Genomic DNA, 16141 nt, shown 5'->3' on the forward strand with positions numbered 1-16141 from the left:
CATGAGTTTATATTATACCTGGTATGATATTGAAAAAAAGGTTTATGAGGATAGGAATAAATGGCCGAGAGAATGGGCAAAAGTCGATGTCTACACAAATGAATTGATTATATCTTTCAAACGAAATTTTACAGAAATTGATCTAGTATTGACAAATCAAGTGCTTAGAGAAATGTTTGGTTTTCATTATTCTGAAAATGAGCATAAGATTAGCTTAGATTACAACGGTCACGCAATTCAAGTTATCTTTGAAGTAGTTGGAACTGATGAAATTTATGAAAGGAGTAGTTTACCACTTTTTAAGAATACTGGGGAAAGGATTAATTCTCCACAGCCACTTAATGGAGTTCCAGTTGTTGCATTTCATTCTTACAAAGGAGGAGTTGGAAGAACTCTTTCTTTGCTATCGGCTGTTATTTCGTTAAGTATGAAAAAAAGCAAGTCTGGGAATCCCTTTAAAGTACTAATCGTTGATGGTGACATTGAAGCTCCGGGTATGACATGGTTGGCCGAAAAAGAGGGATTTAAAAGCGATATTAGTTTTATTGACATGCTCTCAATTATTCATGAAACCAAAAATTGGAAGGAGGTGGCTATTCCCTTTATCACAAAGAAAATTGAGGAATCAGTATTAAGGCTTCCATTAGAGGATCTGGAGGTTGAGCATTATTTCCTTCCGACATATAGGGACACAAGCCAGGTTATGTCAATGCCAGTAACGCCAGAAGTAGTAATTCAGATGAGTGGTCGTGAATGGCTAATGGCAGATATTCTTTCTGATCTTGGGACTAGTCTGGGGGTTGATGCTGTATTTATCGATTTGAGAGCAGGTATATCAGAATTCGCTGCTCCGCTATTAATTGACCCACGTGTAAAGAAATTTTTTGTTTCCTCAACTTCCCTACAGTCAAGGCAAGGTACCCAGACTATTTTAAAAAATTTGAACAACAGACACGATTGGATAAACCCTGGAAATATGCCGGTAATACTTATGTCTATGGTTCCGGATGAAATAAGTAATAATGATCGAATTAGTATGGAAGAAGCCCTTATTTCAACCTTTAAGGTCTTTAATAACGAGGAGGACTACATTGCTTCTCCTGGAGTTCAGGTGGAATTTTTACCTTTTGCTTCAAATTTGGTTCACCTTGAGGGATTAGATTCAATTAGCAAAAAGCTTAATGGAACAGATATGCTAAAGATAATCGATAAGTTATTTATGGATATTTTTGACCAATCCTATATTGAGGTTAACAAAAATATTACTGAGGAAAAAAGAGGAGTATTTTTAAATAGTTTAATTAGTCAAGCATCTGAAATGGAGCACGCAGAAACAACGCTTTTTTCAAGTTTTTTAACAACTACTGCCCTTAGAAATTTATCTAGAAAGTATAGGTTGAGCACGCCAATATCTGTAATATTGGGTGCTAAAGGTTCAGGGAAGACCTTTGCTTATTTACAGTTACTTAGATCGGGCACTTGGGATAGGTTCCTTAGTAAAGTTGAAGGTCATTCAAATAATGAAGATAGTACGTTTATTGTCCCCTTCCTAAAACCAAAGAATCTTGCAGAAAAGTCGGTTACTGAAATGGAGTTACATTTAAAGTCGTTAGAAAACTCTATTGGGTTTAAAATGACGATTCGTGAGCTCCTGGATAGAACCGATCAAATTGAGTTGTTCAATCCAAGCCAAGGAACCGAGGCAGAGTGGAAAGCATTTTGGAGGAAACTGCTGTTAGAAAGCACAGGTACTGGAGTCACTACAATTGATGAACTTCAAAATTACCTAATTGAAAAGAATAAAAAAATCGTTTTTATTATTGACGGATTGGAAGAGATATTTCAAAATGTAACAATCGAATCAAAACAACGAGTAGCTATCAGAGCTTTAACCCAAGGAGTAATAAATGAATTAAAATCAATACCAGATAGCAGGATAGGACTTCTAGTGTTTATTCGAAGAGATTTAGCAATGAATGCAATTGAACAAAACTGGGGACAATTCAACTCGCTTTATGAGCAGTATGAGTTAAAATGGACAAATGTTGAAGCTTTGAGATTAGCCCTTTGGTTATGTACATCTGTGGATCCAGCTTTTTATAAAGGCAATGTTCCAATTGAAATTGCTACAGATGAACTTTTGGAAGAGGCACTTTACCCATTATGGGGAATTAAATTAGGTACGTTAAAATCAAACGAGGCCTATTCTGCAAATTGGATCATCGCGGTTCTTTCTGACTTAAATGAACAACTACAAGCAAGGGATATAATTCGGTTTCTCAAAAATGCGGCTGAAGAAAGTAAAAGATTTTCTTCTACCTCTGACCGTTTCTTATCTCCAACTGCTATTAGAAATGCTATTAAGCCTTGCTCGGATAAGAAAATAGAAGAAATTACCCAAGAAATGCCAACCCTTGCTAAAATTTTCGAGAAACTCCGTAAAAAAACTGTCGAGCAAAGACAGGTTCCCTTTCAGCTTGAAGAATATGATATAAGCAATAGTGAGGCAAAACTCTTGGAGCAACAAGGTTATTTGGTGAAACTTGATGATGGTTTTTATATGCCTGAAATCATTAGAAGGGGATTAGATTTTAGTTTGCAAAGAGGTGCTCGTCCAAAAGTATTCTCATTATTAAAACGTGCCAAAAGAAGGCTTTAGCATTAAGGTTCGGTGTGTAACAGTTATATTTAAAAGAGACCTGAGAGGGTCTCTTTTTTAGTGTTTTTATTTTATCTAAATCTAGTGTTTAATATGACCTATACTAGAAGGGTTCTTAGATTCAACTTTTAGGCTTAATGAGTGGCTTATATTCTACTAATCGGAAGATACGCCACGGAACGAACCGATTAATTGCGTCGTTGCAGGGAGCCATTGCTCGCGACTGGGTTGCTATCGATTGCTCCCCGATTCCCTTCCCGAAAATCATATGTCATACTAGGATTACATTTTACCCTTAACGCGACGAGGTGACCGGTATGTCCATCAGAATCAAACTGCTGCTGTCGTACACGGGCATGTTGATCATCAGCCTGCTGGTATTTGCGTTGGCCGCGGGTCTGTTTACGGTTGCGGCGACGGGCGACATTCACAGTATCCGGGATTTTTACAAGGTCCATTATCAGTTGAACCCGTTGACGGAAGAAGAGGAGTCGATGTTCCTCGAATTGAAATATCTCGCGAAAAACGAGCCGGACCAGCTGCTGGATAAGGAGCTTTTGAAGGATTACGATTTCAAGCTCAGAACCGTGCGGGCCGGTCTTTATGTGCGCCGGGAAAGCAATCAGGTGTTTGAATCGTACACGTTGAACCAGCCGGCTCTGGAACAGGGCTTGCCCCCTTATGATTTGAACAACAACCAGATTCGCAATACGTTTAACATCGGCGAACGGTTTTACGCTTACGCCAAATTCGACTTCCGTTTTACGGACGGCGCCAAGGGCAGCGTGTTCGTCATTCGGGAAAGAAGTCCTTTTAGCGAAGTGACCCGAAGATTGCTTCCGGTCCTTTTATTGATTCTGCTAGGCATGATCGTGGTGGCGAATGCGTTATTGTACCGCTGGATTACCCGCAGCGTCGTCAAACCGCTGGATTTGCTTCGCAGCTCGGCAAACCGCATCAAGGAAGGCCAGCTTGAGTTTGCGCTGGATCTGCATGCCAAGGATGAAATTGGCCAATTGAACGAGGCTTTCGAAAATATGCGAAAAAGACTGCAGGAATCCGTACAGCTCCGGCTGCGGGACGAGGAGAACCGGAAGGAGCTGATCTCCAACATTTCGCACGATCTGCGCACTCCGATTACGAGTATCAAAGGCTATATCGAAGGCATCCGGGACGGGGTCGCGGACACGCCGGAAAAAATGGACAAGTACGTGAACATCATTTATTCAAAGGCCGTAGATCTGGACAAGCTTGTGGACGAATTGTTCCTTTACTCCAAGCTGGACCTGAAGCAAGTCCCTTTTACGTTTGAAAAGATGGACATTGCCCGCTTTTTGGAAGACTGCATCGAGGAAGTCCAATACGTCCTGGAGGAAAAGGGCATCCGGATTGAATGGGAGGAACGGCCGGCTAGAGGCGTTGAAGTCATCGCCGACCTGGAAAAGCTGAAGCGCACGGTCCTCAATATCATCGAGAACGCGCAAAATTTCATGGATAAGCCGGAAAAAACGATTCGCTTCTCCGTGCAAGCGACCCCGGAGTGGGTGACGGTTGAAATCCGGGACAACGGGACGGGCATTCCGCCCGAAGCCGTTCCGCACATTTTCGAGCGGTTTTACCGTGCGGAGCAGTCCCGCAATTCCTTGACGGGCGGCAGCGGGCTGGGTCTGGCCATTGCAAGCCAGATCATCGAAGGGCACGGGGGATCGATCCGGGCGGAAAGCGAACTCGGGGCAGGAACGAGCCTGTTCTTTACCTTGAAACGGGCAACGAAAGAAGGAGGTGCATAAACGATGGGGGCTCGTATCCTAATCATTGAAGATGAGACGACGATCGCTCAGTTGGAGCGGGATTACTTCGAGCTCAACGGCTTTGCCGTGGATCTATGCCACGCGGGCGATGAAGGCTTACGGCTCGCGCTTCAAGGCGATTACAATCTGATTATTGTCGACTTGCAGTTGCCGGGCATGGACGGGTTCGAATTGTGCCGGCAAATCCGGCAGGCCAAGGAAGTGCCGATTCTGATCGTTTCCGCCAAAAAGGAAGAGATCGATAAAATCCGGGCCTTTAACCTAGGGGCCGACGATTACGTCACCAAACCGTTCAGTCCCAGCGAGCTGGTTGCGAGAGCCAAAGCCCACCTGACGAGATACGAGCGGTTATTGGGCAAACAGGAACCCGTTCAGCACACGGAAATCCATATCCGGGGTCTTATCATCGATAAAGCGGCGCATCGCGTTTATGTTCGGAACCAGGAAGTTCCTTTTACGACCCGCGAATTTAGCCTGCTGGAGTTTTTGGCCAGCCATCCGAACCGGGTTTTCAGCAAGGACGAGCTGTTTGAGCGGATCTGGGGCATGGATGCCAACGGGGATATCGCCACCGTAACCGTGCACATCCGCCGGCTGCGGGAAAAGATCGAAGTTGACCCTTCGAACCCGCAGTATATTGAAACCGTTTGGGGAGCCGGGTACCGTTTTTCCGTATAAGCAAGTTTAGAATTTGTTAATAAATTGTTTAACGTCTGTTTATCCCGGGTTTCTTTGGATTTTAGGCCTCTCTTATATCATGGGTATAGCGAAAATATCTACTAAACCTATGGATCTTAAGGAGGATTACCGATGAACAAATATTCTGCAAAACTGACTGCGATAGCGTTGACCGTGGCCCTGGGAGGGGCGGCTCTCCCCTGGAACCTGCCGCATGCGGAGGCGGCAGCGGCGGGGATTTCCCCGCAAGAAATTCAACAGGCGGCAAACGAGCTTGCCGGGCTTCGGGTCATTCAGGGATATGGAGACGGCTCCATGAATTTGGAGGGCCGGATCACCCGCGCGGAATTGGCGAAGATGGTGGCCTTGACCTTCGGGCTGCAAGGGAAGGCGGATGCGCAAGCCGGTTTCGCCGATGTAAACCGCGATGCGTGGTATTTCGATTATGCGGCCGAATTGGCGGCACGCGATATTATGCCGGCGGAGGGCGAAGGCTTCCATCCGAAAGGAACCGTGACCGCTTCGGAATTGACACAAATCGTGGCCAAAGCGCTCAATCGCGACCTCAAGTCCGTCGATTACTGGCTGAGCGGATCCGATTCCGCCGCTGCCGATACCCCGGTCACCCGCGGCGAGGCGGCCTACCTGCTGAATACAGCCCTTCAAGCGATTCCTTCTTCCGAGGCGAAAATCACGAGCGTCCGTTCACTGAACGCCATTACGCTGATCGTCACTTTCGATGCTCCTTTAACCTCGGAGGATGAGGCTTTTGCCAAAGCCAAAGCGGATTTTTCCTTTAACGACGGGCTTACCCTGACCAATATGCCGCGCTTAAAAACGGGCTCGATCGCCACTTATATCGTGCCGACCTCCGTTCAGCAGCCGGGGGCCACGTACACGTTGACCTATAAGGGCGAGCAGGCGGGCACGTTTGAAGGCAGCGCATCGAAGCTGGTCATGACCGAGGCGAGACAGATTGCGAACGACACGTTCGAATTGGAAGCCCTCAAGTCGAACGGCGTCGTCGATTACGGATATGTGATCTCCGCATATAGCGCGGGCCGCGGGGCCAATGCCTTCGTGCTGGACGAGAATAACCGGGCGGACGGAAGGACTTATCAGATCATTTCCTCCGGTCAGGGCAGAGAGGTGACGGTTACGCCGGAAGGCGGGCAGCCGATCACGGCAAAATACGTGCCGTTTACCCAATCCACGGACGGCAAACAGGAGCCTAAGTTCCGCTTGCCGGAAGGAGAGGTATTAAAACCGGGCGTGAAATACACCGTGACTTCGGATTGGGCCGATATCGCGGCTGCATCCTTTGTAGCGAAGGAGATCGCTCCGCTGGAAATCGCCGGCGCCGAGGCCGTCAATGAAACCTCGATTAACATCGCTTTATCCGAGGATCCGGGGGATGAAATGTTTTCCGGCCGCCGGGTGGAATTGACCGATGCCCAGGGCAATAAGCTGTCGGCATCGTACAAATACTCCAGCCGAAAAGGCGCGGTGGGCGTGTTTGACCTGGAGCAAGGCGGAACCTTGGTGAAAGGCGCCACGTACACGGTCACTCCGGTGGGCGACTGGGCCGGTTCATCCAAAGCCGAACTGACGGTGAACTGACATTCAAGCACTCATTTTGAAAGGAAGGTGCTGGCTCGTTATGTTTCGCGGCATCTCTATTTTAATCCTGGCTGTCGCCCTTTCGGGATGCGGGATAAATACGGATTCCCGGTTAACCGGCGGGGATCGGGAACATGCGCAGGAGGTGAAGCTGAAAATGGATAAGTTGAACCGGGAGTTATTGAAAGCCGCGGAACTGGGAAACCGGGAAGCGGCCGCCAAGCATTTGGCGGACGGGGCCGATATCGACGCGACGGACGAAAGAGGGCGAACCGCGGCCATGATCGCCGTTCACACGGATCAATTGGAGATGTTCGAATTTTTGATCGGTCAAGGAGCCAATATCAATATCCGGGACAATCGCCAGGACAATCCGTTGCTTTACGCGGGAGCGGAGGGAAAGCTGGATTTCGTCAAGGCGGCCGTTGAGGCGGGCGCGGATACGACCGTAACCAACCGTTTCGGGGGCACCGCCCTCATTCCCGCGGCCGACCGGGGGCATGTCGAGATTGTCCGGGAACTGCTCGCAACCTCCGACGTCGACGTGAATCACGTCAATGATCTGGGCTGGACCGCGCTGCTGGAAGCGGTTATTCTCGGAGACGGCGGTAAGCGGCATCAGGAGATCGTCGAATTGTTGATCGAGAACGGAGCCGACGTGAATCTGGCCGACGGCGAAGGCGTTACGCCGCTGCAGCATGCCAAGAGCCGGGGGTATCAAGAAATGATCGACGCGCTGACCAAAGCCGGCGGGAAATAACGCCGCCGAGTCAAAAGGATGGAGCCGACCCTAATATAGGGTTCTCCGTCTTTTTTTTATTTTCACGTTTAAGATTCATTAAAGGTTCGTCCCCTAAGATACAACCATGGAGATCACGAAAGGGGGTGAGCGCATATGAAAAGATCTTCAATTCTGCCGGGCATCGTCATCGGGGTTGTTTCCGTCATACTTCTGGCGGCAATACTCAAAATGGCTGCAGCGCCCTTCGCCGAGGCCGTTCCGCAGCGTCAGGCATGGCATGAGGCGATGAGACACGGGCACCATATGACTCCATACGGCATGAAATTTACGGAGCGTGCGGAAACGGGAACAAGTCCGGTATGGTCCATTCTTCTTCAGATCGCCGTTCTGATCGGAGGGGCCGTTCTCTTCGTAAAAGGAACGGGGATACCGAAGTGGATCGGGGCCGTCTTGGCCGCTTTGTGCACGATGAGCTTGCTGACGCCGCTTTGGGGCCTCGCCGCATTGATTCTTGTTTTCTTGTTGTATAGAAGGATTGAAAGCAATCGTAAATATACATCTCCGGAATGGATGTCCGCTCTTCCGACGACCATGGCGGAGACGGGCGTAAGCCGAGGCCGGTTCCTGGACGAGTGGGAACGGGAACAACAACATAAGGAGGAAAAATAACTATGGGTATTTTCGGAAGAATGAAGGATATTGCAGCCGCCGATGTGCATCGGCTTCTCGATAATGTGGAAGATCCGGTGACCATGGCCAAATATTATATCAGACAGCTGGAGGACCAGATCGACAAAGCGCGTTCGGCGCTGGCCGTACAGATCGCTGCGGAACAGCAGTACGATGTGCTGATTGCGGGAACCGGCCAAGTCATCGACAAACGCGCCCGCCAGGCGGAGCTTGCGGTGGACCGGGGCGAAGAGGAGATCGCCAGACTGGCCCTTCAGGAAAAATTGCACCATGTGAAGCTGCATCAAACCTACATGGAACAGCGCGAGACGATTCAACAACAGAAGGAGGCTCTCCGCGGGGAAATCGGGCGTCTTCTGGATTTGCGCCGCGAATTGAACGATAAGCTGACGTTCCTGATTGCGCGGATGAATGCGGCGACGGCGCTGCGTGCGACGGCTCGCGCCGTTCCGGCGGTCGACGCCGGCAAGATTGCCCGCGGATTCGATCAAATGGAGCAAAAAATCACGCGCCTGGAAGCGGGAACTTTGGCTTATCGGACAGTGGACCCGTCTTCCCGCCTCTCGGACTGGTCGGAGCAGGATGAAGTGCAGGCCGAGTTGGACAAGCTCAAGGCGGCCAAGCAAATTTCTTAATGAAGAAGGCGGCATGGCGCCGGGCTTCGGTCCGGCCGTGAAGCCACCCTTTATGACGAGGAGGAACGATAATGAACAAAAAAGTATTGGCGGCAAGCGCTCTTGCATTAACCCTGACATTAGGCGGAGGGGCCGTTCTTGCCGGACAGGTAAACGCCGCGGCAGCGGATAAGACGGACACTACGCAGACTACGCAGACTTCGACGACTTCGGACACGACGGCAAAGACAAAAGGATCGCATCAACGAGGCGGGGGCCAGAAGCTGGATGATGCGGCGGTCGCAACGCTTCTTGGCATGACCGAGTCCGATCTCCGGACGGCGCGGCGTGACGGCAAATCGCTGGCGGCGATTGCCGAGGAGAAAGGAATCGAGGTGCAGTCGGTGACTGATTTGGTTGCGCAGGAGATGACGGCGAAGCTTGACCAGAAGCTGGCGGACGGGAAAATCTCGCAAGCGGACTATGACGACCGGAAGGCCGATATAGCGGCGAAGGCGCTTGAGATCGTAAACGGTACGCATGCCGGTAAAGGCGGCCGGGGGCATGGCTCCAAGGCGGACAGCAGTGAAACCCAAACGACACCGGTGAACGAATGAGCATGAAAGCCTTCCCCCTGCTTCGAACGAAGCGGGGGATTTTGCGCATACAGCCGGGACTATCATTTGAAATCGGAAAGGGGATTCCCAATGAGTAAACGTTGGCATCACACGAAGCCCCAGGGAAGCGGGGCTGCAGCGCATGACGCAGGCCGGTCTGCAACGGTAGCCGCCGCTAACCTTGACCTTCCGGCGTTGGCTGCGGAGATCGAGGCGATGCGCTCGGAGATGGAGGCGCTTTTTGATGCATTGGGAAACATAGGCCCCGAGTTAATCGACATTTCGCAAAGGCTGGACGGACTTATTTTTCGATATATGGACTTGAAGAAGAATGAAGAAGCCGGATAGTAAAGGTTACTTGCAAAAGGTGGGCGGAGACGGCATAATAAAGAATATGGAAAACAAATAAACTAAAATGTTTTCCTAGTTTTTTATTGTGGGGGGATTAAACAATGGGAAGAACCTTAAAATCGTTTATGCTGATCACGGATCTCGGATTTTTGGTTTATTGGCTTATCGTGTTTCTGGAGTTGTTGCCGAAGGAATATCTGTATAAAGACTATAGCCATGAAATGATGACCGCCTGGAATTTGTCGTTCGTACCTCTCGACCTGTTTATTTCCGCCACGGGTTTAACGGCTATCTATTTATATCGCCGGAAACACCGGGCTTGGTCGGCGGTTTGCATCGTGACCTTAACCTTAACCTTTTGTTCGGGATTGCAGGCGATCGCGTTTTGGGGGCTGCGGCAGGATTTTGACGTCTCCTGGTGGGTGCCGAACTTGTTTCTTTTGATGTATCCGTTATTTTTCTTGCCTAAGTTGATTCAAACTCAAACGAGGATCGGAGCCGCGCTATGAAAGATCGAATTATGGACTGCGTGCTGGAAGAAATCATGCAGCGGGGGCTGAAATTTTCAATCCGGGATATTGCCGCCCGTTTGGGAATCAGTACGAAAACGATTTATCAGCATTTCGAGTCCAAGGAGCGGATGATCGACGATCTCGTCGACCGCTGCATTCAAGATATGCGCGATGCCGAGGCGGACTTGATGAATAATCCCTCCTTACCCACCCCGGAAAAATTACGGCAAGCCCTGGTCATTCTGCCAAGCGGCCTGTCCTTCGGGGACAACCGCGTCATTCAAGAGCTCAAACAGAAGTATCCCGATTCGTGGAAAAAGGTAGACGCTTATATTCAGCAGGGTTGGGGCAATATCGGCGTGCTGGCCGCAAAAGGATGGGATGAAGGGACTTTACGGCCTTTCGATCTGGAATTGTTTATTCAGGTTTACATCGGGGCATTAAGCCGGCTGATGGACTTTCAGGTTTCGAAAAAGATGGGACTGACGCTGGACCAGGCTTTAGTGCAGATGGTCGAGCTGATGATGCGAGGGGTAACGGGGGATGCGGCGGGAGAGGGCGAGTGATCTTCCTTTTTATATGAAATGATGTGAAGGCGAGCTCCGGAGGGCTCGTTTTTTATTTGTCGGAAGAGCCGGCAGGTTGGTGAATGTTGTACTTTTTACAACAATATGCTCATTAAATGATGGGGACGAGAGAAAATGTTGTACTTTTTGCAGCAATTTGCTTCATTTATCCTTTCAAAGGCTTATTTCGGCTCAAAATGCTGTATTTTTTGCAACTTAGGGGTCGGAAGGAAGGCGTTCAAGGGATTAATGTTGTATAAAGTGCAACATATGCTGCCTATGAGCATGGGCCAATGTGGGAAAAGCTTACCTAAGTTACCTGATCAAAGACGGTTACTGGACCGGAGACGCTGATTGATAAGGAACTCGGTGCCGTCGCCGATTTACGTCAATCCAGCGACGACGGGGTAGAGCATCTTTCCTTTTTATTTTTGCGTAAAACCTTCTCTAACTCAAAGGAAAACGTGCAGGTTTTGTGAGCACCCCATGGGTTTGTTGAGAATTTGTCGAGTTTTGTCTGTTAGAGTACCGAAAGAGTGTGATCTATCGCATAGAATGTCAACAGAAGGAGGAAATAACTGGTAATGAAGAGGAAAATAGCCCATAAGGCATGCGTTTCTTTGCTGTCTTTACTTCTCGTCGCTAACAGCCTTCCGTTCATGAATAGCCAAGTCAAGGCAGCGGCAGGCAGCGGGGACGGGATATCGACGGATGCCCGCTATGTGACCTTCCCGGGCAGCGGGTTGGCGCAGGTGGGCGGAGCTATCAACATTTCGGATACGATCGACGGAAAAACAACAATTGACGGGGCAACGGCGGTAATTAACGGATTTGTCGCAGGAGATGCATTAACCTTTCCGGCCGATACGGATATTGACGGCATAGACATCACGAATAAGGGAAATGGCGTTTATGTCCTGACAGGAACCGCGGATATCAGTACATACGAAAACCTGTTGAATTCCGCTCAATTTTCGGCAGGCAATACAACAAGCCCGCACATCAGAAATATTTCTTTTTCGCTAGGTAGTGCCTTGGCTTTTAGTGAGAACGGGCATTTTTACGAGTTTGTTAATACAGGTACTAGTATTACTTGGCATGCTGCTCAAAAGGCCGCGGAGGCAAGAACTTATTTTGGACGGCAGGGCTACTTGGTTACGATTACAAGCGCATCCGAGAATGACTTTGTGAAATCCAAGGCCCAGGGTCTGGGCTGGATCGGCGGGAAAGACATTGCCCGGCCCGAAAAAACAAGCAATGGCGTTACAACAGCTGTGGGTGCACATCAAAAAGGAACCGGTGATTGGCGTTGGGTAACTGGACCGGAAGGCTTGGAGGATGGCGGAAAAGGCCTCCAGTTTTACAGCGGCTATTATGGTGACGGCGGACGTTCTGTTTACAACGCAACATACGGTAATCCGACCACCAAAGTCATGTATACCCTAATGGATAAAGGTACGGAACCGAATGATACCGGGGGATCGGAATATGTGCTTCATATTTTTGCGACCGGGTATTGGAACGACTACAGCCCTACTAATAAAGTTACAGCATACGTAGTCGAATATGGCGGAATACCAAACGATGTAGTGAATGTGGATATCAGTACGACCGTTACGGTCATCGATAAGTCCGTCCTTCAAAAGAAGTATGATGACATAACGAAAGAAGGACTCATCGAATCGAGTTACACCCCGGATTCGTGGAACGCATTGAATATAGCTCTAAGCGAAGCTGAGGCCGTTTTAAACAGCGCAAGCGCAACGGTCGATGAGATCGGGCAAGCTTATGAAACTTTGGCTAAAGCCAGAGACGGACTGATGAAAAATCGGCCCGTACCCATCAAAACAAGCGATATCTTCTATGAAGGAGAGCAGACGCTTACCATTGAATTCGATAAGGGCGTGCAAATCGGTTCCGGAACGGCACCAGATGCCTTTACCGTGACTGTTGGCGGCAAGACGCTTCCTGTAGCCAGTGCAAAAGTGGATAGCGCGAATCCGGCTAAAGTGACTCTCACGTTGGAAGTGCCGCTTTCCGCTAATATCGGTGAACAGGTGCACGTCGTATATCATGGCGATACCGGATATCTTTTAGGTAAGGAATCCGGCGGCACGGCAGTCGGTGATTTTGATTTCGATGTCAACGAAGATCCGTTTTCCCAAAACCTAAAGATCACAGCACCGGCGGAAAACACGGATGACCGGCAACCGGAAATCAACGGTGCGGCTCCGGACAGCCCGGATAGTGCGACGATTACCGTTGCAGGTCCGGATGACGTCGCTAATAAAGTGATTGACGGCGAAGCCTTGGTTATCAATCCAGACGGCAGTTGGTCGTTTGACAACTATGCCGCGGATTTGGCCCCAGGCACATACACGGTAACTTTAGCGGCAACGAAAGGCGGGCGTACGGCAACCAAGACGTATACGTTCACGATTGTCGATAAGACCGAGCTGCAGAGCGAAGCCGATAAGGCTACAGGCTTGACGGAGACTGATTATACATCCGTAAGCTGGAACAATTACAAAGATGCTTTGGAAGCGGCACAAATCGTGCTGGATAATCACAACGCATCGCAAGACGAAGTAAATTCGGCAACAACGGCTTTGCAAGCGGCATATGATGCCCTTACGCTGCAACCGCCGGTTGCGGAAAGCGGAAGCTTTACCGAAGGCGGCAACACGATTATGATTGTGCTCGATAAAGGCGTGAAGATCGGTGCCGGAACGGCGCAGGATGCCTTTACCGTAACGATTGGCGGCGTGAAAGTTCCTGTCGACGGCGCGATGGTTGACAGTGCGGATCCCGCAAAAGTGATCCTTACGTTACCGGCGGGAACCCAGCTTCCTTCCAATCAAACGATTCATGTAGAATACGAAGGCGCGTCCGGATATCTTTTGGGTGCAGAGCCTAATGGATCGGCTGTCCCGGATTTCAATTTTGACGTCGTGGATCCGTTTGCGGCAGCGTTGAAAATTACGGAACCTAGCGGAAATACATCCGACAAAACGCCGGCCGTCTCGGGCAGCGTCGATGCAAATGCGGATTCCCTGACGGTAGCGGTGACGGACGAAAACGGAAATACCGTTGCTGTTCCTGGCGAACTAAGCTGGAATGCCGGGGATACGACCTGGTCTTACGGTTTGAAGGAAGAGCTGCCTCCGGGCACTTATACGATCGTAGTCACGGCCGTGACGGGCGGACGTTCCGTTCAGGAAAAGAGAACCTTCACGATTACGGAAATCGTGGATAAAACCGCCTTGCAAACGGAAATCAGCCTGGCCGGCGGCTTGGATGAAGCCATCTACACGCCGGAGAGTTGGTCATTCTATCAAGAAAAGCTGGCAGAAGCTCAAATCGTGATGGATAAAGCGGACGCCACTCAAGCCGAAGTGAAAACAGCGTTGAAAACCTTGACGGCGGCAAGAGAAGGCCTGGTGACCGACAGCGGCCATCCGGTGGTCAACGGGTTGGCACTGGACAAGACGAATCCGGGTCGGTTGGTGCTGACCTTTGATCAGCCGGTGAAGGTGACTTCGGACGAATTGAACGGCTTCAACATCAGCGGTCAACGTGGTCCCATCACGGTAACGCAGGACGTCTACGAGCTGAGTGAGGACGGATTGCAGCTGATCCTCCACCTGGATCGTCAGATCGAGCCGGGTGAACAGATTTCCTTAACTTATGCCGAAAATCTTGGCAACATCATTGCCGTGGAATCCGGCAAAACGCTTCTGTCGTTCAACCGGACGGTTACCCGGCCTGCGAACACGGGCGGCGGAACAACGGGCGGCAGCGGTTCGAACGGTTCGGGCAACAGCTCCAACGTTCCTCCCGGACCGACCACCCAGACGATCGTGGTCGATGTGGTTATCGGCGGCGATGAGGAAGCCGGTATCACCAAGGTTCCGATTGAGCGCACCACCTACGCCGATGGTCGCGTTGTCGACAAGGTGATTTATACGAAAGACAAAGCGCAGGAAACGGTGGATAAAGCGCTGCAAGCCGGAAAGAACGTCGCCCGGATCCTGATCCCGGATGCGTCGGACAAGGTTAGCGAAGTGAACCTTCAAATTCCGGCGGATACCGTAGCATTGCTTCAAAACAGCGGAATTGATTTTGAGATATACAATCCGAATGCGTTTATTCAAATTCCTAGCGCCTCGTTGAAGGGGTTAACGGAAAGCTTCTATTTCCGGCTCGTTCCGGTAAAAAATAAGAGCGAGCGGGAAGAGATCGAAGCCCGCGCGCGGACCGAGGAAGTCGTTCGCAAGTGGTCGAAGGACGACAATATCGAGGTCGTGGCCAGACCGATGACGATCGAGACGAACCTGTCGAGCCGTCCGGTCACGCTGACTTTGCCGCTCCGGGACGTCAAGCTTCCGGAAGATGCGAACGAGCGCGCCAAGTTCTTGAAGAGATTGGGCATTTTCATCGAACATACGAACGGCGGGAAAGAAGTGGTGAAGGGAACGGCGGTCACGATGCCGGATGGCCAATTGGGCTTGCAATTCTCCATCGATCACTTCAGTACCTTTACGATTATCGACTTTAACCGGGAGATCTCGGATGGTCAGCATACTCCGTATGTGCAAGGGTTCCCGGACGGGGAATTCAAACCGCTTGAAAATGTGACCCGCGGACAGCTTGCGGCCATGATTGCCCGCAATCTTGGTTATGTCGAAGGCTCATGGAGCGGGGAAGCGCCGTTTAGCGACGTTTCGAAAACGTCCTGGTCTGCGGGAGTCATTGCTTTCGTGAAAGAAAGAGGAATTATGCACGGCATGCCGGACGGAAGCTTCAGACCGAATGACGCCGTCACTCGCGCGGAAATCGCGACGGTGATAGTCAACTATCGGAAACTGGCCGTGACGGAAGGCGGAGAGATCGGCTTCAACGACATCGCGGGACACTGGGCGCAGTGGAACATCCAGGCGGTGCGGAACTCGGGGCTGATCGCGGGCTTCCAGGACGGCGGCTTCAAACCGGATAACTACGCATCCCGCGCGGAAGCGGTGGTTATGGTGAACCGGATGTTTGAACGCGGACCGCTTCATGGCGTCGCCACACCTTCTTTCGAGGATGTGCCTGCCGCTCATTGGGCGTTCCGGGACATCGAGGAAGCCGCAACGACGCATAGCTATCTGATTGACGGAGAGCAAAAAGAAGTCGTAACCGAATAAGTGAATGCATTGAAAAGCCGAGTGCAGAGAGGGTTCATCCCGCTGACTCGGCTTTTTTGCATATAAGGGTTCACTCGAAATTGTCGAGAAATCGT

The 16141-nt window shown here is 50.2% G+C and carries 12 protein-coding genes; all 12 read left to right on the forward strand.

The window, feature by feature from the left end; genetic code table 11:
* The first annotated feature begins 1 nt into the window (after position 1).
* The 12 genes from ACSFXJ_RS01730 (at position 2) to ACSFXJ_RS01785 (ending at position 16046) form a co-directional block, all read left to right on the forward strand.
* Positions 2-2659 carry a KGGVGR-motif variant AAA ATPase gene (locus tag ACSFXJ_RS01730; protein ID WP_435923506.1) on the forward strand — a complete coding sequence of 886 codons (2658 nt, stop codon included), beginning with the start codon at positions 2-4 and terminating at the stop codon, positions 2657-2659.
* Positions 2660-2976: 317 nt separating this feature from the next.
* Positions 2977-4449 carry an ATP-binding protein gene (locus ACSFXJ_RS01735; RefSeq protein WP_435923507.1) on the forward strand — a complete coding sequence of 491 codons (1473 nt, stop codon included), beginning with the start codon at positions 2977-2979 and terminating at the stop codon, positions 4447-4449.
* A 3-nt stretch (positions 4450-4452) separates the two neighbouring features.
* The gene (locus tag ACSFXJ_RS01740) at positions 4453-5148 is read left to right on the forward strand and encodes a response regulator transcription factor (RefSeq protein WP_435923508.1); all 696 of its coding nucleotides are present in this window, start codon (positions 4453-4455) and stop codon (positions 5146-5148) included.
* A gap of 132 nt (positions 5149-5280) precedes the next feature.
* Positions 5281-6768 carry an S-layer homology domain-containing protein gene (locus ACSFXJ_RS01745; protein ID WP_435923509.1) on the forward strand — a complete coding sequence of 496 codons (1488 nt, stop codon included), beginning with the start codon at positions 5281-5283 and terminating at the stop codon, positions 6766-6768.
* Between the two features lie 40 nt (positions 6769-6808).
* Positions 6809-7528, forward strand: a complete 720-nt coding sequence (locus ACSFXJ_RS01750) for an ankyrin repeat domain-containing protein (protein ID WP_435923510.1) — start codon at positions 6809-6811, stop codon at positions 7526-7528.
* 135 nt (positions 7529-7663) lie between these two features.
* Positions 7664-8179, forward strand: coding sequence for a hypothetical protein (locus ACSFXJ_RS01755; protein WP_435923511.1), 516 nt, complete (start codon positions 7664-7666; stop codon positions 8177-8179).
* A gap of 2 nt (positions 8180-8181) precedes the next feature.
* Positions 8182-8835: a PspA/IM30 family protein gene (locus ACSFXJ_RS01760; RefSeq protein ID WP_435923512.1), complete on the forward strand. Its 654-nt coding sequence runs from the start codon at positions 8182-8184 to the stop codon at positions 8833-8835.
* Between the two features lie 71 nt (positions 8836-8906).
* Complete coding sequence (locus ACSFXJ_RS01765) at positions 8907-9431, forward strand: hypothetical protein (RefSeq protein WP_435923513.1); 525 nt, start codon at positions 8907-8909, stop codon at positions 9429-9431.
* Between the two features lie 90 nt (positions 9432-9521).
* The gene (locus tag ACSFXJ_RS01770; protein ID WP_435923514.1) at positions 9522-9779 is read left to right on the forward strand and encodes a Spo0E family sporulation regulatory protein-aspartic acid phosphatase; all 258 of its coding nucleotides are present in this window, start codon (positions 9522-9524) and stop codon (positions 9777-9779) included.
* Positions 9780-9883: 104 nt separating this feature from the next.
* Positions 9884-10291 (forward strand): DUF5360 family protein, encoded by a 408-nt coding sequence (locus ACSFXJ_RS01775; protein WP_435923515.1) that lies wholly within the window; start codon positions 9884-9886, stop codon positions 10289-10291.
* A complete protein-coding gene (locus ACSFXJ_RS01780; RefSeq protein ID WP_435923516.1) occupies positions 10288-10860 on the forward strand; it encodes a TetR/AcrR family transcriptional regulator in 573 nt (190 codons plus the stop codon). The genes ACSFXJ_RS01775 and ACSFXJ_RS01780 overlap by 4 nt, the downstream gene beginning before the upstream one ends.
* 584 nt (positions 10861-11444) lie before the next feature.
* Positions 11445-16046 (forward strand): S-layer homology domain-containing protein, encoded by a 4602-nt coding sequence (locus ACSFXJ_RS01785; RefSeq protein WP_435923517.1) that lies wholly within the window; start codon positions 11445-11447, stop codon positions 16044-16046.
* Positions 16047-16141 lie beyond the last annotated feature (95 nt).

Source organism: Paenibacillus salivarius, assembly GCF_051307165.1.
Lineage (GTDB): Bacteria > Bacillota > Bacilli > Paenibacillales > Paenibacillaceae > Fontibacillus.